Here is a 23,094-nt window from a genome sequence, read left to right as displayed (position 1 = left end):
GTTCGTTGAGAGCGGACCCCCACCCACGTGGGGACGAACCAGGTGGTGACGCCACCGATGGTCCGGCCGTGGAAGGACCCCTACTCACGTGGGGATGGCCCCTTGCTGACCTGCGGGGCCGACTTTATCGATAGAGAGTTTTACTCATGTGGTCCGGCCGGCCGTCAGCAGTGCCTTCTGCCGGAGGGCAAGGCGGAGCACGCGAATCGGGCTGAACAGGCGGGCCAGCCACCGGCAGTGGCGTTGCCGGACGAGTCGCACCTCTCGGGTGGCAGCTTGCCCAGACGGCTACGGACGCGGGCTGGTTAGTGGCTGTTGTCGGTGAGGGTTTCGCGCTGCACCAGCTCGTCGGCGGTGACTGCGAACCGGGCCTGCGGCGGTCCCGTTGTGACGGAGCAGGTGATGTCCCTATGCCGTGGCGGCTTCGGGCTGGGCCTGGCCGGTAGAAGCTGCCTCTTGCTCTGGTGCATCTGCGGCTGTGTAGAACACCGAGGAGCCCTGCTTGGTGCGGTGAACACGGCTCTTGGCCACCAGGTTTTCGAGGGTGGTGCGCACCACCTTCGTGTCGATGGCGCGCCCGGTGTGCGCTTGCCGGAGCGCCTCGGCGATCTCCACGGCGGAGCGCGGCTCACTCTGCTTGACCACATGCTGGTGGATGAGATCCACCAGCTTGGGCTGAGCTGATTTCGCGGCCGTCTTCTTGCCCTGGGGTTCTTGTACCGGTGCCTTCTTCGCCGGCCGGCGGGCGCCGGATGCGGGGGCGGGTTTCTTCCTGGGGGAGGGCACTACGGCGCTGTCGGTGCGGGCCGGTTCGGGAGCTGTGGTCGGGGCGCCGAGTGCCTGCTGCATGTTGACCAGCACAGTGTGGTCTCGCCGCAGAGTGGCCAACTGCTCCTGCAGTACAGCGAGTTCCTGGGTGACGCGTGCTTGCTCCTTGACGTTGCGGTCGAGGTCGTTGGCCACTTGGCTGATGTACTGGGAAGCCAACTCGGTTGTGGGAGCTGTGCTTTCGGGCATGTCCGTCTCCTCGGGGTGTGGCCGGATCGAAAGTCTGCGAACACACTGCGGCAGGTTCGGTATGGAACATCGCCCGCTGTGTGCCTCGGTGTAGCGATATTACGGGTGGGAAACCCTGATTTCTCTGTGCGGACGACACGTTCTGCTCTGGGGTGCATGAGGCTGGCAGGAGAGTGCCGTCAACAAATGGCTGGTCATGTGTGCTGCGGCTCGGTCCCGGCCGTCGTCTGGGACGTGATGAGTTCCCAGAGCACATCCTCGGTGTCCCGGTGTTGACGCCATGCCGTCAGCACCCGTAGCGCGACCAGCCGGTCGAGCAACTCGGCGATCTGCTGCCGAGAGTGGCCGCTGAGGCGGGTGAGCACGTCCATGTCGACGGTGCGTGGGGCTGGGCCGGTGATGTGTGCGGCGAGGATCAGAGCGATCAGCCGTAGCGCGGGCGGTGAAGTGGTGGGCAGGTGCAATGGCGCAGGCTGAAGCGCCCAATGGGCGGCGCGGCAGCGTGTCTGCCGGCCGGGGATCTGATCCAGGACGGTGGCGTCGAGCAGTTCTACCTCCACCCGTGTGGGCCTGAGGTCGGGGCACCTGAGCCAGGCTCCGTGGGCGAGTTCCTCCCAGACTTCCCTGCGTCCGCGCAGGCGCATGCCGCGCAGCAGGCCCGCGGGCAGGCGGGCGTGGCCGCGGGCGTCGGCGCGCAGCGTGCACTGGACGGCGAGGAGGCGGGCGGCGGGGGAGGTGAACTGAGGCAGTGCGGCGGCGAGGTAGGTGAGCGTCTCCCGCACGCGCAGGCGTTCCTCAGTCCCGAGTCGGTGTGGGCCACGTGCGGGTGCCGGCGGGGTGGGGGAGTGGGGGCTGCCGAGCTGGGTGTCGGGGACGATGGCGGTGTGGCTGGTCGCGGCCGCGCAGGCCGCGCAGGCGTCGGCGAGCCGCCAGGCGCGGCCGCCGAGGCCCTGGGTGAGGGCGAGCAGGACCGGTCCGGCGCAGCCGCGGTGGCGCGGATGCCAGCGGCAGCCCTGGGCCCGGCACTGGCAGGTGCGCAGGTGCCCGGGCAGCGCGTCGGCGCGTGCGTGGCAGGCCAGATGGGCCAGGGCGGCGGACCGTGCGGAGGCGGCCTCGCATGCGGGCGTGCGGGCGGTGCACTGGGCACAGACCAGGTTGGGCCCGCCTGCCCGCGGATGCAGTTCCACCGTCCAGATGCGCCGCACCGCGGCACCGCCGAGCCTCATCGGCCGACCGTCCTCCCGTCTGTCCGTGCCATAGGGCCGGAACGCCTGCGGTCAGGCGTTCCGGACGGACGCACGGTAGTGCAGATCCCTGCACCGCGACCGTCCTGAGTTTCCTCAGAAAAGAAAGTGCAGAGGTCTGCACTGACGGGGCAGAGGTCTGCACCGTCGGATGGTGGGGTGACGATCATCCCGCCCGACCCCAACCTCGCTGCGCTGCGCGTCGAACTCGTGCGGCTGCGGGGCGAGCGCGGATGGACCTACGACGAACTCGCCGAACGCAGCAACCTGGCCCGGCGCACCCTCATCGACCTCGAACACGGACGCAGCACCGGAAGCGTCGCCACCTGGCACGCGCTGGCCCACGCCTTCGACGTCCCCATCGAACGCTTCCTCACCGCGCTGTGTGAAGGCCATCCCGTCCCGGGCACGCCTCAGCCCTGACCCGGCCGCACCGCCAGCCGCTCACCGGACGCGGAAAGAATCACCCGCCCGGGCGGGACGGCACCGAACAACTGACCCACGTCTCGGGCGGGCGTTCCCATAGGTGGGGCTGATCGTGTGACATCACCGAAAGCCGCCACCGGCCCTCGGCGCGTCACCTGGCACGGTCACCGCCATGCGCCCCCGACTCCCTGTCCGCGGACCTCCACTGGGACGGCAGCCCCCGCCGCCGCGGCCTGCAGATCACCCCGACCAGCCCCAGCCGGCTCCTGCGCGCCGGGCAGAGCGGCCGCTGCCGCCACTGCGGCAACCGCATCGACTGGTACCCCCGCCACGACGACCGCCCCATCGCCCTGCACCCCGCGGAAGTCGCCGTCGTCGCCACCCCCGCGTCCTGCCGCTGGCACATCGGCGGCGGCGTCGCCCACCCCCACGACGACGGCAGCGCATGGTGCCGCATTCCCCACGCCGCCCTCTGCCCCCAACAGCCTCTCCGCTCCCACACCGGCCATACCCGGCTCACCGTGCTGCGGCGCGAACTTGCCGTGCACTCCCGCCGCCTCATCGACACCGGCGCCTTCACCCCCCAACCCCACACCCAGACCCCTACGGCCGTGCCGACCAGCGAGGCCGAACAACCCACCTGCCCCGTCGTCCGGATCCTCCTCGTCAGCTACCTCGGCCACAGCCCCCTCGACGACATCCGCTGCGTCGCCCAGACCCGCCAACGACGCCGCTGCACCAACCCCATCCTCGCCCCCGCCCACCCGGCAGGCCGCTGGAGACTCCTGCCCACCGGACCCCACCACGGCCAACTCGCCCTCCCCGACACCACGATGGCCGTCTATGACCTCAGCCACCTGCCCTACACCGACCAACTGCGCTGGCGCGCCCAGCACTGCCCCGCCCACGCCACCGGAACCGCCCCCGATCTCGCTCACGCCGACTGGCAGGTCTTCGACCCCCTCCTGCACGCGGCGCACATCCGCACCCGCCTGCCGCACACCCCAGCACGCCCGCTGAGAGATCGATGACGATGCACCATGCCCTGGAAATCCTGCTGACACGGCCTGCGACGGCGGCCGAGCTCCGTCGCGCCGCTCACGACTGGCCGCTCGCAGCCAACCACGACACCAGCCGCCTCATGGCCGTGGCAGACGGCAAAACCCCCGAACGAGCCGCACACCGCCTCCGCCAGCGGCTCACCGGCCGACTGCCCATCGACGTGATCACCACCCACTACCCGGACGCGTACGGACATGTCCTGCTCAACCTCTCCTTCCCGCCGGCTGCCTACACCGTTCTGGAACGGGACGCCCGTCACGCGGGCCAGAGCCCCGAACGCTTCGTACACGCAGCCATCCACCGCGCCCTCGCCGAGCACACCGCCCAGGAGGCCGACCGCCTCAACCGCGCCGTCCGTCAACTCCTCGCCCACACCAGCCCCGCACACCTGATCGCCGCCGTCGGCCACGCACTCACCCACCTCCCTGAAAGCCCCAGGTCATGAACCCCACAGACGAACAAACGGCGGCCGCCGACGCCTTCCACGCGGGCGACCACCTGGTCCTGCAGGCCGGCGCGGGCACCGGCAAGACCACCACCCTCGCCCTCCTCGCCCGCGCCACCACACGCCGCGGCCGCTACCTCGCCTACAACCGGGCCATCGCCCAGGACGCCCGCACCCGCTTCCCGCACACCGTCCAGTGCAAGACCGCCCACGCCCTCGCCTACGCGGCCGTCGGCCACCGCTACACCCGCCGCTTGAACGCACCCCGCCGCCCGGCCTGGCAGACCGGTCAGGCCCTCGGCATCACCCAACACCTGCGCATCGGCGACCGCGAGGTCTCCCAACGCGCTCTGTCCAACGCCACCCTGCGCACAGTCGCCCGCTTCTGCCACAGCGCCGACGAGACCATCACCCCTCACCACGTGCCCCACCTGCGTGGTCTCGAAGACCCCGACCTGCACGCCCAACTCGCCGCCCACATCGTGCCCTTCGCCCGCAAAGCCTGGGCCGACCTCCAGCACCCCGACGACGGCTGCGTTCGCTTCGACCACGACCACTACCTGAAAATCTGGGCCCTCACCCGCCCCCGCATCCAGGCCGACTTCCTGCTCCTGGACGAGGCCCAGGACACCAACCCCGTCGTCGAACAGATCTTCCTCAACCAACGCGACCACGCCCAACTGGTCGTGGTCGGCGACTCCGCCCAGGCCATCTACCAGTGGCGCGGCGCCAAAGACATCATGACCGGCTTCGACGGCACCCAACTCGCGCTGTCGCAGTCCTTTCGCTTCGGCCCCGCCCTCGCCGCCGAAGCCAACCGCTGGCTGCACATGGCCGACGCCCCGATTCGCCTGACCGGCACTCCCGCCGTGCCCACCGAACTCGGCCCCGTCACCCAGCCGGACGCCGTGCTGTGCCGCACCAACGTCGGCGCCATGGCCCACGTCATGACCCTCATGACCGCCGGATACCGGGTCGCCCTCGCTGGGGGAGGCGACAGCCTTCAGGCCCTGGCCCTCGCAGCCCGCGACCTGAAAGAAGGCCGCCACACCCACCACCCCGAACTGCTCCTCTTCCCCGGCTGGGGCGACCTCCAGGACTACGCCGCCCACGACCCGGCCGGCCGCGACCTGCAGCCCCTGGTCAACCTCATCGACACCCACGGCCCCGACGCCATCCTCACCGCCCTCGCCCACCTCGCACCCGAACAGCGCGCCCAGGTCACCGTCTCCACCGCCCACAAGGCGAAAGGACGCGAATGGCCCCGCGTGCTCATCGCAGACGACTTCGCCCGGCCCAGCGACAGCACGACAAACGAACAGGTAAACACCACGAGGCCGCCGGACTCCGTCGACGACGCCGAAGCGCGCCTGGCCTACGTAGCGGTCACCCGTACCCGTGAGCGGCTCGATCTGGGCGGCCTGTCCTGGATCTACGATCATCCCGATGGCACCCCCTCCGTCTGAGTGGTCATTCGGGCAATGTGCGCACGTGCTTGTCACGCGAGTCGGTACTTGAGAATTCCGGTCTGTCAGTGCCTGCTACGTCCCACTCGGCCGTCGGTGCTTACCGGGCCGAACGCGGCCGTCACGGCAGGCACCGTCGCGGTGTCAGGCCGCGTTGGCGGACGCCGGGCTCAGTGTGTGTGCGGTGCGGGTGATGAGGTCGGCGGCTTGGTCGATGTCGGTATCGGTGGTGGTGCGGCCGATGCTGAGCCGGAGGGTGGCGCGGGCCTGGCTGCGGGTGAGGCCGATCGCGGTGAGGACGTGGGAGGGTTCGCTGCTTCCGGTGTTGCAGGCGGAGCCGGTGGATGCGGCGATGCGGGGGAGTCGGTCAAGGAGGTCGGTGGCTTCGATGCCGGGGAGGGTGAGGCTGAGGTTCCCGGGCAGCCGCTGGTGCGGGTGGCCGTTGATGGTGGCGCCGGGGATCGCGGCCAGGAGGCGGTCCTGGAGCCGGTCACGCAGGGCTCGGATGCGGGTCGGGGGCGGGGTGGCGTCGGTGGTGATGAGGTGGGCGGCGGCGCCGAAGCCGACGATCGCGGGGACGTTGGGAGTGCCGGCCCGCAGGCCGCGTTCTTGTCCGCCGCCGGTCTGCTGCGCGGTGATGCGGAGGCCGCCGCGGATGTAGAGGGCGCCGATGCCTTTGGGGCCATGGAGTTTGTGGGCAGACAGGGACGCGAGGTCGACGCCGAGTTCGGCGACGTCGAGGAGTCCGCAGCCGGCGCTCTGGGCGGCGTCGGTGTGCAGGATGATGCCGTGCGGGGCGGTGATCTCCGCGATGGCCGCCAGCCGTTGCAGGGTGCCGATCTCGTTGTTGGCGTGCATCACGGAGACCAGCACGGTGTCCGGGGTGAGGGCGGCGGCGATGTCGGCGGGATGGACGCGGCCGTGCCGGTCGACGCCGACGCGGGTGAGGGTGTAGCCGTGGTGATCGACGAGCCGTTGGCAGGCGGCAAGGACGGCTTTGTGCTCGATCACAGTGGTGACGATGTGCCCGCTGTGCGGGCGGGTGGCCAGGGAGGCGCCGAGGATTGCGAGGTGGTTGGCCTCGGTGGCGCCGGAGGTGAAGATGATCTCCAGCTCGTTCTTGGCGCCGACCAGATCGGCGACCTGCTGGCGGGCGGTGCGGATCGCTCTCGCGGGGGTGCGTCCGTAGGCGTGAGGGCTGGAGGGGTTGCCGTACTCACTGGTGAAGAACGGCAGCATCGCCTTCAGAACACGCTCGTCGAGCGGGGTGGTGGCCTGGTGGTCGAGGTAGATCGGTGGGGTGTTCATGCGGCCCGCTCCTCGTGTCGGGCGGCGGCCGGTGCCGTCGCGGCGTATTTGCGTTCGCCGTCGACCAGGTCCCAGTAGACGGTGCGGGGTTCCTCGAAGACGGAGAACGCGGTGGCCAGGCAGTGCCAGTTCCGGTTCGGCTGGGACTGGGCGAGAAAGAAGGCGTCGTCGAACAGCCGGCCGGCGCGTTTGGCCAGGGCCTCGCGGGTCGGTTGCGGTCCGAACAGGTGCAGGTAGCCGCGTTGCCGTAGCCAGCTCTCGGCGTGCTCGGAGCCGCTCTCGCCGTCGAGGTGACCGCCGTCTGTGAGGGTCTGGGAGGCAAGCCTCTCAAGGCGGCGGGTGCGGCGGGCGTTCTCGCCGCCGGGGCACTGGTCCCCGGTGATCTTCCATTCGTGCCAGCGGGGCGGCTGGTAGCGGGCGAAGTCGACGTCGTCGAGGTGGGCGGTGACCTGCGGCGGGATGTGCCCGCGGGTCAGGTCCGCGACGTCGTAGCCGGGCCCGAGGGCCTCCAGGATCAGCGAACCGGGGCGGCCGGGGCCGGGCCGGTCCATGCGCACCAGGACGGTGAGCCGGTTGGTGAAGCGGTTGGTGGGCTCAGCGAGGATCACCGCCCGCCTATCGGCCAGCAGTTCGGTGGCCCGAGGCCCGATCTCCTTGATGGGGAAGGTGTTGCCGCCGCGGTAGTACTGCTTCTTCTCCACCCCGCCGTCCGAGCGGATCATCAGCGTCTCGGTGCCGGTGGCGGCTGCCAGAATCTGGGCGGCGGTGCGAACGGTGCTTGCGCTGTCGCCGGGCTGGATGAGGCAGGCGTTGAGCACAGGCAGTTTCAGCGAGCGCAGCAGGGCCATGGTCTGCCACTTCGGCCAGCGCCGGTCCTTGGCCGCCGCTTCCAGCGCGGCGGCGGTGAGCGCGTGTAACGGGCGGGGCAGGGATATCGCCATCGCGGCGTTCCCCCCTTCTCTTGGCTCAGGCGGCGTCCACAAGGCGCACGTCGGCGGTCAACTCGGCGAAGGTGCGCTCGCGGTGGGCGGTGAAGGGGTGATCCCGCCAGTCGTAGAAGTCGCCGATGCCCAGCTGGTCCGCGCAGACCCGGCGTACGAACTGCCGGGCGAAGCCGGCCGAGGGCCAGTAGTAGTGCTCGCCGGGCCGTGGGGACAGGTAGAGGTAGGAGCCGTCCGCGGCCTCCGGAAGGGCCGCCATGGAGGTGAGCCGCCGGCCGGGACCGCCGGTCTTCTCGTAGGCTGCGGTGATCGCATCCGGGTCGGAGACGGGGACTAGGTGCAGGTGGCAGTGACTGCAGCAGGATGCCCCCAACTCGCAGTCACGCGGCCCGTGTTCGGCGAGGATCACCGGCCCGTATCGGGCCTGGATCAGCGTGCGCATCTGCTCGGTCTCCTCGGCGACCCGGGCGAGCGCGGCGGGGGTGACGTCGGCGGCGGCGTCCAGGTGCTCAAGCGGCATGAACAGGCAGTAGCCCGGGGTGAGGGAGCCGATGGTCGGCAGCAGCACCCAGCCGCCGGCGGTCTCGGTGATGATCCGGGGCGTGTTCTCACGTGCCGTGAACTCGGCGCAGAACTGGCAGTCCATCACGATCACCTCTGACTCGGGTTGGCGGGGAACTCGTCGGCGTATCGGCTCTTCAGGTCGGACTCGCGACCGTAGAAGGGGTGGGATGCGACGTCGTCGGAGCAGGGGCTGTCCAGAGCGAAGACGAGCAGGCGCCCCAGCGGCATGCCGTGGTACAGGCGCAGGACGGCGGGGCCCGTGTTGACCAGCTCCAGCGTCAGATGCCCGTTCCAGCCGGGCAGAACAAACGGGCTGGTGACGTGGACGGCCAGACCGACACGGGCCAGGTGGCTCAGCCCGCCGATCATGCCCATCACACCAGCGCCGAGCCGCAGCGGCTGGTTGACCGCGCCCAGCAGCATCTCGCCGGGCATCATCTCGTAGTTCGTCCAGTCGGTGACCGGCTCACCGTAGAGGTCGTCGATGCTTGCCTGGTCAGCCAGGTCGATGACCTGCGTGCTGGACGCGGTCAGCGGTTGCAGCGGTGAGCCGAGCGTCAACAGCAGTCCGTCGCCGCGGAGTTGGCCGGACCACCCCAGAACGTCCTGTGTGATCAGCGAGGTGATCGACTCGGCTGAGAGCATGGTTCATCCCCCGGGGGTTTCAGGCAGTGCTGTGGTCATCGCCTTTCGAATCGAAGGCGGTTGCTGAAATGTTCCCCCGGCTAGTCCGCGATATCTATATGTCCGGTCGGACATTTAAAGGTTTTCTCGGGGTGAAATGCGGAGAAGTTCAGTTCTGCTGGCCGTGCGGACAGTGCAAGCTGGGCGAGGCCGCGTCAGGAGGAGGCGTCATGGTGCCGTCGTTATCGTCCGGACCGTTGAGGGTGCCGGGTCCGGAAGGCTGCCGTGCCGACCTGATCTCGTGCTCTCCAGACCTTCTGGATCTGACATGGGACCAGCTGCGCACCCTGATCACCGTGAGAGAGGCGGGGACCGCGCTGGCCGCGGCGAAGATGCTGGGACGCGAGCAGTCCAGCGTGCAGAAGCAACTCGACATCCTCAACCGCAACTTCCAGGCTCTGACTGGTGAGTTGCTCGTGGTCAAGCAGGGCCGGGGCAAGGACTTCCTGTTCACCCCGACCGGACTGGAGGTCGTCGAGCGGGCGCGGGCGACCTTCGCCGACTGGCTGCAGGGCATAGCTGATTCCCGCCGTCGACTCGGTTCGACGCTGACCGTGGGGACCACCGAATTCACCCTCGGCTTCCTGGGACGAGTATGGGAGCGGGTCGCCCCGACACTGCTGGAGCGGGAAGTCGAACTGAAGGTCGTACATGTGCGGACCCGCGATTTTTGGACACGCCTGGACTCCAACCAGGTCGACCTGCTGTGCGGCGGCCTCGCGGCCGACGCCGCCGTCGAGCAAGTCGCCCCTGAATACGACTTCCTGGAGTGGCATCGTGAGGGCCTGGCCCTCCTGACAAACCTGCCGGTCCGCGAGCTCGCGGCCAAGACCGTCGGTGTCGACCGGCTGCGGAGCCTGCCGCTGGTGATCCCCTCACGCGGGGTGATCACAGACTTCGTCGAGCGCTGGTACGGGCCCGACTTCCGCTCACAGCTGCAGATCGCCGCCGAGATCGACGACATCTACTACGGACTCGCCCTGCTGAGGTCCCGCATGACCTACGGGTGCATGCTGTGCGCCCGCTCCATCGGCCAGGCCGCCATCGACGGGCGACTGCCCACCAGCGAGGGCTTCCGGCTCATCGACTTCGCCGACGACTTCACCCCCATGCTCCAACTGGTCTCCGGCGTCTTCGCTCGCAAAGGGGAACGCGAGACGTACGACGCCTCTCACCCCCTGAACATCCTGTGGGACGCCTTCCGCGACGAGGCTGCCTCCAACAAACCCTTACCCCTGTAATCCCCGCTCTGGAGGACCTTCGTGCTGCTGGCCTCGGTCAACCTCAACAAGCGTCTCGGCGCCACCGGCGCCCGCTCAAACCTCGCCACCTGGCTGCGCGAGCACGGCGTGAAGATCCTGCTCGCGCAGGAACCGTTCAAGCCCGCCGACCGTACGCCGCCAGCCCTGGCGGGCTTCACGCTCGCCGGCGGGGACGGGCACCTGGCCGCCTGGGCCAACGAGAACCTTGCCCCACCGACCGTCTCCTCGCCCGCCCCATGGGTGCAGCGGGTCGAACTGGACTGGCTCATTGTCCTTCAGGTGCATCTCGACGCCTATGGCAGTGCCGCCCGGGCCGCCCAGCTGACCGAACTCACCGAAATGGTGACCGCCGAGAAGGGACGCCCGCTGCTCGCCTGCGGCGACTTCAACCTCGCCCCCCGCCCCGCGGACGGCACGTTCGGCGAGGAGACCAGCGACTTCACCACCCAGGCCGAACGCACGGCTCTGCACCAGCTGACGCAAGCAGCAGGCTTGGTCGACACCACCGCTGAGGAGGCGCCAGCCTTCACCTTCGAGCGGGTTTTCAACGGCAGGCACAGCCGCTTCCGCTGCGATCTCGCCCTGCTCAGCGACCATCTGACAGCGACGACCACCATCACCGTGGACGACTCGGTGCGAATCGGCCCGGCGGCCTTCACCGACCACTCCGCGCTACTGATCGACCTGCCGCTGACCCTGCAGGCGGCCGAGCCGGACGACGTGCTCTTCGCGCTGAGCGAGCTGACCGGCGACCGCCCGGCTGACGCCCCGGCAAGGCGGGAGTACCAGCCCCACAAGACGGCGATGAGCCGCCAGGCGCCCTCTCCAGCCTCCCGGGCGGTGACCAAACACCTGACCGGCCCGCTCGGCATCCGAACCATCCTGGACCACGGATGCGGCCGCGGCGCCGATGTCGCCCACTACCGTGCTACGGGCCTGGAGGCGGAGGGCTTCGACCCACACGACGACTTCGGCTGGCCCCGGCCCGAGCGGAGGGGGTTCGACCTGGTCACTTCGATGTTCGTCCTCAACGTACTGCCCGATCCCTGGCAACGCATTCAGGCACTGAAGGACGCGGCGTCCTTCGCCCGCCCCGGCGGGCACGTCGTGGTGGTGACCCGCTCACCCGAGGAAATCACCAAGGCCGCCGCGGACGGCGGCTGGAGCATCCATCACGACGGATTCTGGTCCAGCCAGTCCAAAGGGACCTTCCAACGCGGCATCAGCCCTGGCGAGATCATCGCCCTCGCCCGTCAGGCCGGGCTCCAGCTGGCCGAGGGCGCCCCAGCGCTGCCGCTGCCCGGGGTCTGCTATGCCGTCCTGACCAAGCCGACGGCGTAAGGCGCACCGGCGAACATTTTCAGCCGCCTGCGGCCTGGTGCACGAAGCCGCATACCAGTGAACGTACTCAGTCACGCACGACGCGGTGTGCCCAGTAACGGCCGAGGAGCCGCGCGGTCAGCGGTTGCCGGTCCAGACGATTCGGTTCGCGAAGCCTCCGCGCTCACTCGCCTTGGCCTCGCGGATCTTCTCCAGCTGCCCTGCGTCGACCCCGAGGACTGCGGCGAGCGCGTGCAGGACCTCCAGTACGTCCGCAAGTTCCTCTGGCGCGTTGGCATCGTCGGCCGCCAGGAATTCGGTGACCTCCTCGCCGAGCTTGTCCCGCAGGCGGTTGCGGTACTCATCCGGGCTCGCGACGTAGGTGACTGGCTCGGCTCCCTTTTCGCGGATGATCTGCGGAATCCGGTCCCGCACCAACTTGCCGTACCCGCTCTTACGGTTCACCGGTTGTTCTCCTGCACCCATCACCGCGAGGCGAGCCCCGATGGCCGCCCCTTCATGCCGAGGGAGCCTAGGCAAATCGCCTCACCACTCGCCATGTAAACCACCATTCCCACCCGTTCGGCTCCAGGATGGCTCAGAACCAGCGCCAGCCGCGCGGAAGCGGGCGGCGAGCCGTCGGAAGGGGCCGTAGCCGGCGCAGATCATGCAGGGGCCGATGGTGGTTGCTTTGTGCTGTTGGTTTCGTGGCTTCTCGTGTTGCTCTTGGACGGGTCGGGGGAGTCGTGATCCCGTACCGGACTGTGGACGTCGTTGATGAGGTTGATGGTGGTGACGCGGGGGCGTGAGCCGAGGCCGTTGAGCGCGATGACGGAGGCGGTTCCCCAGACGAGGGCGGTCAGGCCGGTGGCTGTGGGGTGGGTGGTGGCGGGGGTGCCGTCCCAGGTCATCCAGATGGTTGCTGCTCCCCACAGTGCCCAGGTGAGGCGGGCTGCGAAAGTGCGGGTGGCGGCGGAGAGCAGGCCGATGGCGATTCCGCCTGTCAGCCACAGCGTGTGGGCTGCTGACGCGGTGAGCGGCAGTCCGCGGGTGTGGGTGGCGAGGAAGCGGGTGACGGGCTGGTTGATGGTGGCCCACACCGAGCCCGCATGCTCGGCCAGGGGGCTGAAGAACCGTTCGAGAACCACACCGAGGGGAGCGAGCGCGAGGAACACCACCGGCATCACGCAGATCAACAGCCACCAGGGCGTGTGCGGACTCCAAGGCTGGCGCAGGAAAGCCTTGATTTCATCGGCGCGGGTGTCGATCCACCGGCCGTCCAGGATCTGCAGCCACCGCTGCCGCACTGGAAGCCGCCGCTGCTCGGAGGGCGGCTGCGTGGCGGGGATGGCCGGGGCTTTGAGGTCGGCGAGTACGTCGGCGAGTGCCGCGCGCAGCGTCCGGGCCAGATAGCGGTCGTAGCCGCACACCGTGACCAGCGCCATGACCGCGGTGCCCGGCAGGGTGAGGGACAGCCACCACAGGTGATCGTTGCGGGCGAGGGAAGTGGTGTAGCCGGCCCCGGCGGCCGCGAGTACTGCGGTCAGGCCGCGCAGCAGTCGGGGAGCGAGGTCACCGAGCAGGACCGGGAGCTGTCGCGGGAGCGGTTCCCGGCGGATGACGGAGCGTATCCAGGGCCAGGCCACGGCGATCCAGTGCCATGGGTCGATGGCCAGAACAACACCGAGCATCAGCACTGGAGCGGTCAGAAGGTGCCAGGTGGCAGGGGTGGCGACCTGCACGGCCGCGCTGCTCATGGCCAGCACGCAGCCCAGGGCCCGCCCCAGCACGAGCGTGGAGGCCTGCCAGCGCTCGCTGCGCCGTGTCACCTGGCTTGTGGCGGCAGTCGAAGCGGCCACTCCCAGGAAATCGGCTGCCTCTGCACGCAAGACGCGCCCCTCATCCAGCAGACGCCGGGCGGTACGCAGTGCTTCTGCCGGGTCGGAGAGCAGCGCCTGTGTATCCAGGTCCGGCCCCTCCTCCGGCTCCGAAGATCCAGAGGAGGAGCCGGTGCCGGGGTCGAGCAGCCGCAGCAGGGCAAGTTCTTCTTCGAGCTCCAGACAGCGGCGGCGGGCGGTCGCGGCCAGCGCTTCTGCCTGATCACGGGCCAGACGGGCCTCCACCAGATCCTTCTGCGTCTGCTCCAAATGATGCAGCACCTCGGCGAGTTGCTGCTGGGCCTGCTCGCTGTCGTCCTCATCCGATGCGGCAGCCAGCTGCTGCAGGCGGGCGTCGAGGCTGGTGTTGAGCGCAGTCAGCATCACCACCAGTTCCTGAGCGGTCGCCAACTCTCTGGCCAGCCGACGGCTTTGCTGGTCGGCCTCGGATAACCGGGAACGACCGTCGTGCAGGTAGCGGGCCACCACAGGGGGAGTGCCAGCCGGTTGCTGGCGCACGGCTACCTGGGCGGAGGGCGGATTGGCAGCGCGTTCCCACAGGCGGACCGCTTCCGCCTTCTTCTGCTCCACCTCGTGCGGCAACGCGGTCGCCTCCACAAGCTGCACCACGACCCGGCGGGACGGGACAGCGCCGCTGTAGTGGTTGCCGATACTGGAACGCGACCAGTTCAGCTCCGCCGCGAGATCGTTGTAGGTCTTGCCGGACCGCTCCCACAACTCGCGCAGAAACACCGTCAGCCGCCGTGCTTCAGGCGTCTCCGCCCGGATCGGTGCCGGTTTACGCCCCCGCTTCTTGCCGTCGGCCATCCCCGCCCCCACCTGCACCATGACGTTGTCCTGGACATTGCCAACAATGTCCAGAGCCGACCTGCACGAACCCTCAGCGGCCCGTGTGGACAATTCCCCGCCGCCGCAACCTCAAGACGAACCGCTCTTCCCCGGACCTCGTCTTGGAGCCCGCCCATGACCGCGCAAACCAACCAGCCCGCCCCCGCCTCCGTGCCGGCCCGCACCGCACCTGCCCGCTGGCCGCGCTCGCGCAGCGGGGACATCGCCCTTGATACCCGCACCGGCCTCCTGCTCGACCTCACCGTCTCCGCCGGCCCTGCCCAGCGTCTGCCCCGCGGGCGCGCCCAGGACCGCTACCGCTGCCTGGCCTGCGGCCTGCCCCTGGAGTACTGCGGCCCCCGCACCCGCCCCGACTACACCGCCCGCTTCCGCCACACCCGCCACGACCCGGACCGCTGCAACGCCAGCCCGGCCCGCCAAGCCAGCGTCCCCGCCGCCGTCCGCCACGCCCGCACCCTGGCCCGACACCTCCACACCGCCCAGACCGGCACGGACATCGAGCTGGCCGTCACCGCCATCGCAGACGGCGACTGCCCACCCGTGCTGGCCGTGCGGCTGCACGCCCCGCACGGCACCACCACCGTCCACCTCGCCTACACCAGCGAACTGTCCCCCCACCAAGCCGATCAACTGGCCCACGCGGCCCACGACACCACCACGCGTCACTGGCTGCTGTACGACCGCCTCACCCCCGCCCACACCCACGACCTCGGACACATAACCGTCCGCCTCCACCGGCAAAACCAGCGCCTGGAATGCCTCACCCCCACCGCCACCCAGCGCCGCCTGGCCGCCACACCCGTCGCCGTCGCCTGGCGCGCCCAGGGACTCCTGCTGATTCCCTTCGGCGGACACGCCGTTCTCCACCAGCCCCGCAGCGGAGAGAACTGGACAGGCCCAGCCGCCTCCCAACGGGACTGGAAGATCAGCCACCCCCAGCCGGCCACGGATGCAACCTGGTGGGGCCTGGTCCCCGTTCCGCTGCGGGCCCTGACCACCCCCACACTGCTGGCTGCCGCACCCAAGACCATGGCTGAGCTGGAACGCGTCCAACACGGCCGCGAAAGCTACCGACGCGCCCAGGCCCGCGCCCAGTTCAAGGAGGCACAGACCCAGCTGCCCCCTACGCCCGCCGCGGCCCCGACACGGCCAGTGGCGACGGCCGAGAAAGACACGGCAGCATCGCCGCAGCCGCAGCCGCAGCCGCAGCCGCAGCCGCAGCCGCAGCCGGAGCCGCAGCCGCAGCCGACGCCGTCCGCCTCGATCACGTTTGCGTGGCCGCGGCTGGCCCGGCTGCGCAAAGCCCTGCGGCGACTGTTCCGCCGGTCCTGAACCTCGTCGACGACCACGGGGCCTGCCCCAGGCCCCGCCTCGTACCTCCAGGCGGTGTGAAAGGCACTCCCGGAACAGGTCGGCCCGTGGAGCCACAATCACGGCCCCCGCGGTGCAGCGGGAGCAGGATGGTGGACGTGACGGTGACGCGAGGAGGAGCGGCGTATGGAAGTGGGGGAGCGGTGGGCGCACCGAACGGCACCGCACCACGGCCCGGTCGGAGAGGTCGAGGTGCTGAAGATCGGCGCACAGCGCCCGGTGCGCATCAAAGTGCGCTTCGTCGCGGAGGACGCTGAGGGCCGCGAGGAGTGGGTGCCGCCGGCCCGGCTGCGCGTCCTCTGGCAGAACAAGGATGCGTGGCTGGCCCGCGAGCAGCAGTGGAGCGAGCTGACGAAAGACAGCCCGGACGAGGAGGATCCCGCGTTCCGGGCGGTCATCATCTTGTTCGACGAGCACCTGTGGGACGGGCTGGTGACCTTCGGCGTCAACTACCGCGACCGGGGCCTGCTGTACGTCGAAGACGTGCCCGCCCTGGCCGCGCTCCTCGACGTCCCCGAACACTTCTTCCACACCGATCCGCGTGCCTTCACCGACACCGACGGCACGCTGACCGCACCCTGGCCCACAACCGTCGAGGTGGCACGCCTCCTGGCCCGCGCCCAGGCCGACCACCTCGTAGCCCTCCTGGACCAACACGAACGCCAGGCACAGCAAGAGGCGATCTACGGCCGTTACTACCGCGGCCGCGGCAAGAACCCCGGCACCTACATCAGCCCCGAGATCTGCGCCGAGGTCGACCACAGCTCCAAACCCGCCCGCGACCTGCTGCGCCAGTGGTGCGGCACCGATGCGGTGGAAAGCCACGAGGAGCTGAAGGCCCTGCGCGACGAAGTACTCCGCATCGGCAAACTCACGGAACAGGCCATCAGCTGCCTCCGCCAGGCCGGACAGACCAAAGCCGCCGACCGGCTCGAACGCGAACTCGGCATCCCCCTCGAGACGCTGCGCCAGGCCGAACGCGACGACTGACACCCCGACCGCCCGGGCACCAACGACAGGAAGATCCGTGGCCCGAACCAAGCTCAACGAGCGCCAACTCGACGCCCTGCGCCGCATCTGCCACGGCGAGACACCCATTACCTCCGACGACTCAGGCCTCGCCGCGACCGTCTACGCCCTGCGCAACCGGGGCCTGGTCACCACGACCCGCGCCGACGGCCGCTGGACCGCCGCCCCCACCGAAGCCGGCCTCCAGCACCTCGCTCCCACCGACGCCACGCTCACCCCACACCCGAGCACCTCTGCCCCGCCGACGACACCCGAGGCGGCCGAACTGATCACCAGACTCCAGCAAGCCGACGGCACCCTGCACATCGCCAACCCCACCCCGGACGAGCGCGCCCGCTGGCGCCGCGCCCTGCACGCCGCACGCGCAGACCACCTGGTCCCCGACGGCCACCACCTCCAGCACACCGGAAGAGACAAAGGCGACCTGGTCATCACCCTGCGCCCAGGGCCACCACCACGACGCGCCACACCCCCAGACGAGACCGTTCCCGTCCCCGACGACCTGCCCCCAGACCACCTGCACCCCGCAGCCGCCACAGCGCACATCCCCGCCTGCCCCGAGTGCCAACCCCGCGCCCGCCGTATCCTCCACGCCCTCTGCCATGCAGCAGAAGCCAAGAAGTACACGGTCAGCAACCCCGAGTCCGGCTCAGCAGCCAGCCTGGTGATCACCATCGGCGACAGTTCCTTCCCGCTCTCCTTCCACGAAGGCGCCTACGAGGTCCCCGACCCCAGCGGCGCGAAGTACGCCTGGCAACGCGTGACCGCACACACCACACGCCCCTCCCATCAACTCGACCTCAGCCTCCAGCACTCCTACGCCCATCGAGGCCGCCGCTCTCACTGGGGAGACCGGCAACGCTGGCGCCTGGAAGACAAACTCCCCGCCCTCCTGCGAGAAATCGCCCACCGCGCACAGACCGATTACGAACGACGGCAGGCCCAGCAGTGCAAAGAGGAAGAGACACGCCAACGCTGGCTGACCGCGATGCAGCAGGCTCGCACCGCCCTGGTGGAAGACCACCGGCTGAAGACCCTGCGTACGCAGGTGCAGGCCTGGCAGGAGGCCGCTGCCATTCGCGCTTACTGCGACGCACTGGAAGACCATCAGGACACCGATCCCGCGTCGGCCGAAGGAGTCACGGCCTGGACCGCTTGGGTCCGGGCCTATGCCGACCGCATCGACCCCGTACTCCAGAACCCGCGACTACCGGACCCTCCGACGATCACACCAGAGGATCTGCGCCCCTATCTGCGTGGCTGGAGCCCGTACGAGCCCAAGCGGAAATGAGCCGATGGGGTACCCGGGCGGCGTTCACTTGCTGAGCAAGACCTTCGCCACGCGATATCTGCGACATCTGCCCATCGTCCGGGTCTATGCAGTCAGGCTCCGGAGGACGCCGACGAAGAACGATGGGGAAAACGCGCGCTCATTCCTGCTGAGTGACGCGGCCCGGGATGGCGGTCACGGGATCAGGTTCCGGCGGTGAGGCGGCAGGCGGGGCAGGCTTTGGGGCTTCGGGGTCCGTAGCGGTGGATGGGGGTGGCACACAGCATGCAGGGTCCGATTTCCCAGGGCGGGCACTTCAGTTCTGCTGCGACGACGAGGCGCTCGCGCGGGGACAAGCGTAAAGCGATGGGTCTCGTGGGCTGCAGGAGGGCGTCGTCGGGGGCGTGGTCGAAGGTGTGCAGCCCGACAGCTGAGGTCCTTTCGCGTTGCGGGCGTGGACTGCTGGTGTGCGGGCCTTCTTCTCCGTAGTGGCAGGAGCTGTCGAGTTCCTGTTCGGTGTAGGTGACCGGCTCGTCGTCGGCCGGCCCGGACTCGGGCGGGACACTGGTCTCGCCGGTGATCTCGCGCCAGCGGCTGACATCGCGTGCCAGGGCCCACAGATAGGAGGCGCGCCGGGCATCGTGCGGGTCGCGGGAGCGCACCGGCAGATGTTCGCCGTCGGCACTGGTGACGACGAGTTCATCCAGCGGCGTGGCCCGTTCCTGGGGAATGCACAGCGCGGGCAGGAACCAGCCGCTGTGCCACATCCCGCAGACGTCACCTGTTGCGGGGCAGGGCCGTTCGCTGCTGGGAGTGCATTTCCAGATCTGCAGGTGCCGGACCCCGGCGCGGATCATGAGGGTGAGCGGGGAGGCGATGCGCTGCCAGGGCACGTCATCGACACGGGTCCAGGGAGCGCGGTCTATCAGTGCGGATGTGGCATCGGCGGTCACCCACAGGGGCGCGATGTTGCGCTCCCGGGCCTTGGCGGAGCGCCGGCGTACGGTGTTGGCGGTGATGGGGGAGTACTGGGCCTCCCATCCGACGCGGGCGCCTGCCCCGGTCACCAGCACGTCGGTGATGATGCGTCCGTCCTGGGACCGGGCCTCGGTCTCCACACCCAGTCCGTGCCGCTCTGCCGTGCGCGCGATCCGCTCCTTCATCGCCTTGTGCTTGTCGCTCTCCTGCGGTGTCGCCGTGTGGGTGAGCGGCAGATGCGCCGCGACCCACGTCACCTGCCCGTTGCTGCGCTGGCGGCGCACGAACATCCACGGCGACTTGCCGGCCAGAGCGCACTGGCACTCCTCGCCCTTGTAATCCTTCAGGCACTGGAGCAGGTCCCGAGGCCGCTGCCCGACGGGCTGGGTGATCTCTTCCAGCAGTCCGTCGTAGTCCGGGTTATTGAGGTCCTCGTACGTCAGGTTGATCTCTATGTCGTACCTGGTGTGAAACACCCCGTTGGCCATGAAACTGACGGTAAGTCACAGTGTGGTGTGTTGGAAGAGCGCTGCATAGAAGCGAGGTGGTCAGCGTCGCGTTCTCCTCGGTCTCCCGTCGTCGGACCTGGCCGGGCAAGCCGATGGCCCTGTGGCAAGCTTCTCCCTCGAGCAGGGGCTTGCTCAGGTCGTTGGTGCTGGGCTGGACCCCGGGGGTCGAAGAACCGTGCCGGGGGCTCAGGAGGAGCGGGTGGTGCACGGTTTCAGGGTGGTACGGCGCGACGTGTACCTGTCCGCCGTTGGGGAGAAGTGGTTCGTGGCAGGTGTTTGGCCTGGCCCGCGCGAATGGTGGATCAACTTCCCGGTGGCAGTGATCGTCGCTACGGTGACACAGAAAGTTTGAGTTCCCGGTGCTGGGAGTTCTCGGCACCGGCTTCTGGGGGGACGTTATGGGCAGACGTCGTGGTTTCTTCGCGGAGCTGAACTACCAGGCGCAGCAGGCGGAGAAACGTCGACGACAGCAGGAGGCTGCCGCGCATCGTGCTCATGTTGCAGCGCTGCGCGAAGCCGAACGGGCCATGAAGGCACATCAGCGTGCGCAGGCGGCGGCGGTGAGAGCGTCGGCCGTGGAGAAGAAGGCTGCGGAGCGTGAGGCTGCGCGGCTCCTGGTGGAGTCCCGGCTGGCCGAGGTCGAGTCCAAGAATGCGGATCTGGCCAGCGATCTTGCCGACATCGACGGGCTGCTCGCCTGGACTCTGGATGTGGACGACTATGTCGATCTCGAAGCGCTGAAGATCTCGCAGGTCGAGCATCCTCCGTTCGAGCCGGGTCGCCTGGCTGTTCCTGCGGCTGTGGTTGCGGAGCCGGAGTATGGTCCTGAGCCGGTGTATCAGGAGCCGGCTGCACCCACGGGACTCTCCGCTGTGCTCGGCGGGAAGAAGCGGCACCAGCATGCTGTCGAGAGGGCCAGGGCCGCCTTCGAGGAGGCGCATGGCGACTGGGAGCGTGCCAGGGACGCTCTCCACCAACGCCACGCCGAGGCTGTGGCTCGGCGGGAGAAGAAGGAAGCCAAGCGTGTGGCCCAGCTGGCTGCCGCCGAGGAGAAGCACAGGCAGGAATGCGAAAAGCGCGAGGCAGAGGCGTCGGCTCACAACGCCGAGCTCTCCAAGCTCATCAACGATCTTGCCTTCGATGTGGAGTCAGCGATCCAGGAGTACGTCGGCATCGTCCTGTCCAACTCGGTCTACCCCGAGGTCTTCCCGGTCGAGCACGACCATGCGTTCCGTCTCGAGTCGCGGGAACTCACGCTCACGGTCAGCGTTCCAGAGCCCTCAACGGTGCCCTCCGTCAAGGCGTACCGGTACGTGAAGTCGAAAGACGAGATAACCTCAAGCAGGTTGCCGGTCCGTGAGCAGAAAGAGCGGTACGCGAACGCGGTCTGGCAGGTCGCTGTCCGCAGTCTCCACGAGGTTTTCGAGGCTGACCGTGCCGGAAAGATCCACTCGATCGCGCTGACGGTCGGCGTCGACACCATCGACCCGGCCACGGGACGCCCGGCCACCGTTCCTCTTGCTGTCGTTGCCGCGGAACGTGAGACGTTCAACGGGTTCGACCTGGCCAGAGTTGTCCCGCAGGCCACGTTGGAGCACCTGGGTGCCGCGCTGTCGAAGTCGCCTTTCGATCTGGTAGCGGCAGACACCAGCCGCGGCATCCGGGTTCGAGGGCAGTGACGATGCGATTCAACCCACCGCCAGGGTGGCCCACGCCGCCCGAGGGCTGGACACCTCCACAGGGATGGAAACCCGACCCGGCCTGGCCGGCCCCACCGCCCGGCTGGCAGCTCTTCGTCACCGACGACGCGTCCGCATCGGACAACAGCATCGATGTGTGCACCACCACGCCGGCCGCCGAGGATCCTGCCGGCCCAACGCCGGGAACACTTCAGTTCAGGCAGGATCAGACATCTGCCGCTCCTCCGACTGCGCAGCCGGTGAACGGAGTTGACCCTGCGCCGTTGCTGGCCCGTATCGCCGCTCTCGAAGCCGAGCTCGCCACCGCGCACAGCGGCGCCCAGGTGATCGATCTCAGCGACCAGCGTGCACTACAGGACGTCGGCATCTATCGCTACCACCACCCTCTGGAGAACGCTGCAGCCTACAAGGAGCGTCTCCATAGCCTCGAAGGCCAGATCGACGAGATCATCAAGAGCGGCCGCGCGATCCTCGCTGCCGACATGTTCACCTTCGACGGGTCCCTGGCCCGAGGGCGAAAGCTCGTCGGTGACCTGTCCAAACTGATGCTGCGGGCCTACAACGCGGAGGCCGACAACTGCGTGCGCTCGCTGCGATCGGGGAACGTGCGCGCCGCGCGCAAGCGTCTGGAGTCGGCGGTCACCGCGATCGAGAAGCTGGGGGTGATCATGGAGATGCGGATCAACCCCGAGTATCACGCTCTGCGCATCACTGAGCTCGAACTCACCGCAGACTTTCAGATGAAGGCACAAGAAGAGCGCGAACGCGCTCGCCAGGAACGCCAGCTCCTTCGCGAACAGCGCCGGGCTGAGCAGGAGCTGGCCGCCGAGAAAGAGCGACTCGAGAAGGAGCGAGCGCACTACATCAGCGTCCTGGACTCCCTGAGGGCCAAAGGCGACGACACTGCTGTCGCTGAGCTCTCGCTCCGCCTCGCTGACATCGAAAAAGCCATCGCAGCCAACGACTACCGCATTGCGAACATCCGCGCCGGCTACGTATACGTCATCTCCAACCTAGGCGCTTTCGGCCCGAACATCGTCAAGATCGGCATGACCCGCCGCCTCGAGCCGATGGACCGCGTCCGGGAACTCGGAGACGCTTCAGTGCCGTTCCGGTACGACGTCCACGCGATGTTCTTCTCTGAGGACGCCGTGACGCTGGAGTCCGAACTCCACAAGGCGTTCGCCGCGCGCCGCGTCAACTTCGTCAACGAACGACGCGAGTTCTTCTTCGCCACACCATCCGAGGTGCGAGCACTCTTGGCAGACAAGGTAGGTGGCCTGCTCGAATTCACGGAGGAACCCGCGGCTCCCGAGTACTTCCAGAGCCGTAGCCGCTGGCCGCAGCGGAGCTGAGTGCGATCGAAGGGTCAGGGACAGAGCCGGCGACATTGGTGTCCTTCGACCTCGGTGCAGGCACACTCCCATCCGCTGCCCTGGTGCAGTTCGGTGATGCTGTGCGCTACCACGGAGGTGGCTCCCCCCCAGCACGGTACCGTGCAACGTCGGCGGGACAGAGAAGGACACGCCTGTCGCCGGTTGGGCCTGCGCCTGTTGCCGGTTGGGCACCCGGCAGGCGCACCCTCTACGGGAATGCAGGACCGCCGGCCCGTGTTACGGGAGTGTGGTTGTGGAGGGGACAGTGTCCCCGGGCCTCACCTATTGCCCATGAGGACGATCGTTCGGCTGAAGCCTCATGGAGCCTTTCGCCGCGTAGGCGACCGCCCCTTCACAACCATGAGCACGTCCTAC

Annotated in this window: 20 protein-coding genes and 1 pseudogene; 12 read left to right on the top strand and 9 right to left on the bottom strand. The window is 68.8% G+C overall.

All coding sequences use genetic code 11. The annotated features are described in order from the left end of the window. Nucleotides 1-408: 408 nt before the first annotated feature. Together ABZ823_RS23690 and ABZ823_RS23685 are read right to left on the bottom strand one after the other, a co-directional pair. Entirely contained in the window at nucleotides 409-1,017 is a 609-nt protein-coding gene (locus tag ABZ823_RS23690) for a hypothetical protein (RefSeq protein WP_361663784.1), read from the bottom strand. Between the two features lie 194 nt (nucleotides 1,018-1,211). Next, nucleotides 1,212-2,243 carry a hypothetical protein gene (locus tag ABZ823_RS23685; RefSeq protein ID WP_361663781.1) on the bottom strand — a complete coding sequence of 344 codons (1,032 nt, stop codon included), beginning with the start codon at nucleotides 2,241-2,243 and terminating at the stop codon, nucleotides 1,212-1,214. A gap of 177 nt (nucleotides 2,244-2,420) precedes the next feature. Between ABZ823_RS23685 and ABZ823_RS23680 the strand changes: the two genes are divergently transcribed. The 5 genes and pseudogenes from ABZ823_RS23680 to ABZ823_RS23660 all read left to right on the top strand — a co-directional run bounded on the left by ABZ823_RS23680 (nucleotide 2,421) and on the right by ABZ823_RS23660 (nucleotide 5,660). Then, nucleotides 2,421-2,684 carry a helix-turn-helix transcriptional regulator gene (locus ABZ823_RS23680; RefSeq protein WP_361663778.1) on the top strand — a complete coding sequence of 88 codons (264 nt, stop codon included), beginning with the start codon at nucleotides 2,421-2,423 and terminating at the stop codon, nucleotides 2,682-2,684. 122 nt (nucleotides 2,685-2,806) lie between these two features. Further along, nucleotides 2,807-3,193, top strand: a pseudogene (locus ABZ823_RS23675) (DUF6083 domain-containing protein); the annotation flags it as partial. Nucleotides 3,194-3,208: 15 nt separating this feature from the next. Then, nucleotides 3,209-3,718 (top strand): hypothetical protein, encoded by a 510-nt coding sequence (locus tag ABZ823_RS23670; protein WP_361663775.1) that lies wholly within the window; start codon nucleotides 3,209-3,211, stop codon nucleotides 3,716-3,718. Continuing rightward, the gene (locus ABZ823_RS23665) at nucleotides 3,715-4,194 is read left to right on the top strand and encodes a hypothetical protein (protein WP_361663773.1); all 480 of its coding nucleotides are present in this window, start codon (nucleotides 3,715-3,717) and stop codon (nucleotides 4,192-4,194) included. The genes ABZ823_RS23670 and ABZ823_RS23665 overlap by 4 nt, the downstream gene beginning before the upstream one ends. Then, nucleotides 4,191-5,660, top strand: coding sequence for a UvrD-helicase domain-containing protein (locus ABZ823_RS23660; RefSeq protein WP_361663770.1), 1,470 nt, complete (start codon nucleotides 4,191-4,193; stop codon nucleotides 5,658-5,660). The genes ABZ823_RS23665 and ABZ823_RS23660 overlap by 4 nt, the downstream gene beginning before the upstream one ends. A gap of 144 nt (nucleotides 5,661-5,804) precedes the next feature. On the opposite strand, the gene ABZ823_RS23655 is transcribed toward ABZ823_RS23660, so the two are convergent. The 4 genes from ABZ823_RS23655 to ABZ823_RS23640 are packed head-to-tail and all read right to left on the bottom strand — an operon-like array spanning nucleotide 5,805 to nucleotide 9,118. Next, the gene (locus ABZ823_RS23655; protein ID WP_361663767.1) at nucleotides 5,805-6,968 is read right to left on the bottom strand and encodes a cysteine desulfurase family protein; all 1,164 of its coding nucleotides are present in this window, start codon (nucleotides 6,966-6,968) and stop codon (nucleotides 5,805-5,807) included. Continuing rightward, nucleotides 6,965-7,909 (bottom strand): hypothetical protein, encoded by a 945-nt coding sequence (locus ABZ823_RS23650; protein WP_361663764.1) that lies wholly within the window; start codon nucleotides 7,907-7,909, stop codon nucleotides 6,965-6,967. Before ABZ823_RS23650 ends, ABZ823_RS23655 begins: the two co-directional genes overlap by 4 nt. A gap of 25 nt (nucleotides 7,910-7,934) precedes the next feature. After that, nucleotides 7,935-8,555, bottom strand: a complete 621-nt coding sequence (locus tag ABZ823_RS23645; RefSeq protein WP_361663761.1) for a hypothetical protein — start codon at nucleotides 8,553-8,555, stop codon at nucleotides 7,935-7,937. Between the two features lie 5 nt (nucleotides 8,556-8,560). Further along, nucleotides 8,561-9,118 (bottom strand): hypothetical protein, encoded by a 558-nt coding sequence (locus ABZ823_RS23640; protein ID WP_361663757.1) that lies wholly within the window; start codon nucleotides 9,116-9,118, stop codon nucleotides 8,561-8,563. A 335-nt stretch (nucleotides 9,119-9,453) separates the two neighbouring features. Between ABZ823_RS23640 and ABZ823_RS23635 the strand changes: the two genes are divergently transcribed. Both ABZ823_RS23635 and ABZ823_RS23630 read left to right on the top strand, forming a co-directional pair. Continuing rightward, complete coding sequence (locus ABZ823_RS23635; RefSeq protein WP_361663754.1) at nucleotides 9,454-10,398, top strand: LysR family transcriptional regulator; 945 nt, start codon at nucleotides 9,454-9,456, stop codon at nucleotides 10,396-10,398. Nucleotides 10,399-10,419: 21 nt separating this feature from the next. Further along, entirely contained in the window at nucleotides 10,420-11,760 is a 1,341-nt protein-coding gene (locus tag ABZ823_RS23630) for a methyltransferase domain-containing protein (RefSeq protein ID WP_361663750.1), read from the top strand. Nucleotides 11,761-11,877: 117 nt separating this feature from the next. Here the strand turns inward: ABZ823_RS23630 and ABZ823_RS23625 are convergent, their stop codons facing one another. Both ABZ823_RS23625 and ABZ823_RS23620 read right to left on the bottom strand, forming a co-directional pair. After that, nucleotides 11,878-12,204, bottom strand: coding sequence for a nucleoside triphosphate pyrophosphohydrolase (locus ABZ823_RS23625; RefSeq protein WP_361663747.1), 327 nt, complete (start codon nucleotides 12,202-12,204; stop codon nucleotides 11,878-11,880). A 200-nt stretch (nucleotides 12,205-12,404) separates the two neighbouring features. Next, nucleotides 12,405-14,444 (bottom strand): helix-turn-helix domain-containing protein, encoded by a 2,040-nt coding sequence (locus tag ABZ823_RS23620; protein ID WP_361663743.1) that lies wholly within the window; start codon nucleotides 14,442-14,444, stop codon nucleotides 12,405-12,407. A gap of 156 nt (nucleotides 14,445-14,600) precedes the next feature. On the opposite strand from ABZ823_RS23620, the gene ABZ823_RS23615 reads away from it, so the two are divergent. The 3 genes from ABZ823_RS23615 (at nucleotide 14,601) to ABZ823_RS23605 (ending at nucleotide 18,177) form a co-directional block, all read left to right on the top strand. After that, the gene (locus ABZ823_RS23615) at nucleotides 14,601-15,818 is read left to right on the top strand and encodes a hypothetical protein (RefSeq protein WP_361663740.1); all 1,218 of its coding nucleotides are present in this window, start codon (nucleotides 14,601-14,603) and stop codon (nucleotides 15,816-15,818) included. Nucleotides 15,819-15,983: 165 nt separating this feature from the next. Beyond that, a complete protein-coding gene (locus ABZ823_RS23610) occupies nucleotides 15,984-16,847 on the top strand; it encodes a hypothetical protein (protein WP_361663737.1) in 864 nt (287 codons plus the stop codon). Between the two features lie 37 nt (nucleotides 16,848-16,884). After that, nucleotides 16,885-18,177 carry a hypothetical protein gene (locus ABZ823_RS23605; RefSeq protein ID WP_361663734.1) on the top strand — a complete coding sequence of 431 codons (1,293 nt, stop codon included), beginning with the start codon at nucleotides 16,885-16,887 and terminating at the stop codon, nucleotides 18,175-18,177. 182 nt (nucleotides 18,178-18,359) lie between these two features. Here ABZ823_RS23605 and ABZ823_RS23600 read toward each other — a convergent pair whose 3' ends face one another. Continuing rightward, entirely contained in the window at nucleotides 18,360-19,622 is a 1,263-nt protein-coding gene (locus tag ABZ823_RS23600) for a hypothetical protein (protein WP_361663731.1), read from the bottom strand. A 380-nt stretch (nucleotides 19,623-20,002) separates the two neighbouring features. On the opposite strand from ABZ823_RS23600, the gene ABZ823_RS23595 reads away from it, so the two are divergent. Both ABZ823_RS23595 and ABZ823_RS23590 read left to right on the top strand, forming a co-directional pair. After that, on the top strand, nucleotides 20,003-21,322 hold the full coding sequence (locus tag ABZ823_RS23595) for a hypothetical protein (protein WP_361663728.1): 1,320 nt from the start codon (nucleotides 20,003-20,005) through the stop codon (nucleotides 21,320-21,322). Nucleotides 21,323-21,324: 2 nt separating this feature from the next. Continuing rightward, nucleotides 21,325-22,698, top strand: a complete 1,374-nt coding sequence (locus ABZ823_RS23590; protein ID WP_361663876.1) for a DUF4041 domain-containing protein — start codon at nucleotides 21,325-21,327, stop codon at nucleotides 22,696-22,698. The last annotated feature ends 396 nt before the right edge of the window (nucleotides 22,699-23,094 follow it).

Origin of the sequence: Streptomyces sp. NPDC047079, assembly GCF_040643755.1 — a bacterium.
Taxonomy (GTDB): domain Bacteria; phylum Actinomycetota; class Actinomycetes; order Streptomycetales; family Streptomycetaceae; genus Streptomyces.
The sequence above is the reverse complement of the archived record's forward strand: the minus strand, read 5'-3'. Positions and strand labels throughout refer to the sequence as shown.

Bases quoted from the DNA above. Each gene is read 5' to 3' on its own strand.
- ABZ823_RS23690 (WP_361663784.1), bottom strand. From the start codon at position 1,017: ATGCCCGAAAGCACAGCTCCCACAACCGAGTTGGCTTCCCAGTACATC.
- ABZ823_RS23685 (WP_361663781.1), bottom strand. From the start codon at position 2,243: ATGAGGCTCGGCGGTGCCGCGGTGCGGCGCATCTGGACGGTGGAACTG.
- ABZ823_RS23665 (WP_361663773.1), top strand. From the start codon at position 3,715: ATGACGATGCACCATGCCCTGGAAATCCTGCTGACACGGCCTGCGACG.
- ABZ823_RS23660 (WP_361663770.1), top strand. From the start codon at position 4,191: ATGAACCCCACAGACGAACAAACGGCGGCCGCCGACGCCTTCCACGCG.
- ABZ823_RS23655 (WP_361663767.1), bottom strand. From the start codon at position 6,968: ATGAACACCCCACCGATCTACCTCGACCACCAGGCCACCACCCCGCTC.
- ABZ823_RS23650 (WP_361663764.1), bottom strand. From the start codon at position 7,909: ATGGCGATATCCCTGCCCCGCCCGTTACACGCGCTCACCGCCGCCGCG.
- ABZ823_RS23645 (WP_361663761.1), bottom strand. From the start codon at position 8,555: ATGGACTGCCAGTTCTGCGCCGAGTTCACGGCACGTGAGAACACGCCC.
- ABZ823_RS23640 (WP_361663757.1), bottom strand. From the start codon at position 9,118: ATGCTCTCAGCCGAGTCGATCACCTCGCTGATCACACAGGACGTTCTG.
- ABZ823_RS23620 (WP_361663743.1), bottom strand. From the start codon at position 14,444: ATGGCCGACGGCAAGAAGCGGGGGCGTAAACCGGCACCGATCCGGGCG.
- ABZ823_RS23615 (WP_361663740.1), top strand. From the start codon at position 14,601: ATGACCGCGCAAACCAACCAGCCCGCCCCCGCCTCCGTGCCGGCCCGC.
- ABZ823_RS23610 (WP_361663737.1), top strand. From the start codon at position 15,984: ATGGAAGTGGGGGAGCGGTGGGCGCACCGAACGGCACCGCACCACGGC.
- ABZ823_RS23600 (WP_361663731.1), bottom strand. From the start codon at position 19,622: ATGGCCAACGGGGTGTTTCACACCAGGTACGACATAGAGATCAACCTG.
- ABZ823_RS23590 (WP_361663876.1), top strand. From the start codon at position 21,325: ATGCGATTCAACCCACCGCCAGGGTGGCCCACGCCGCCCGAGGGCTGG.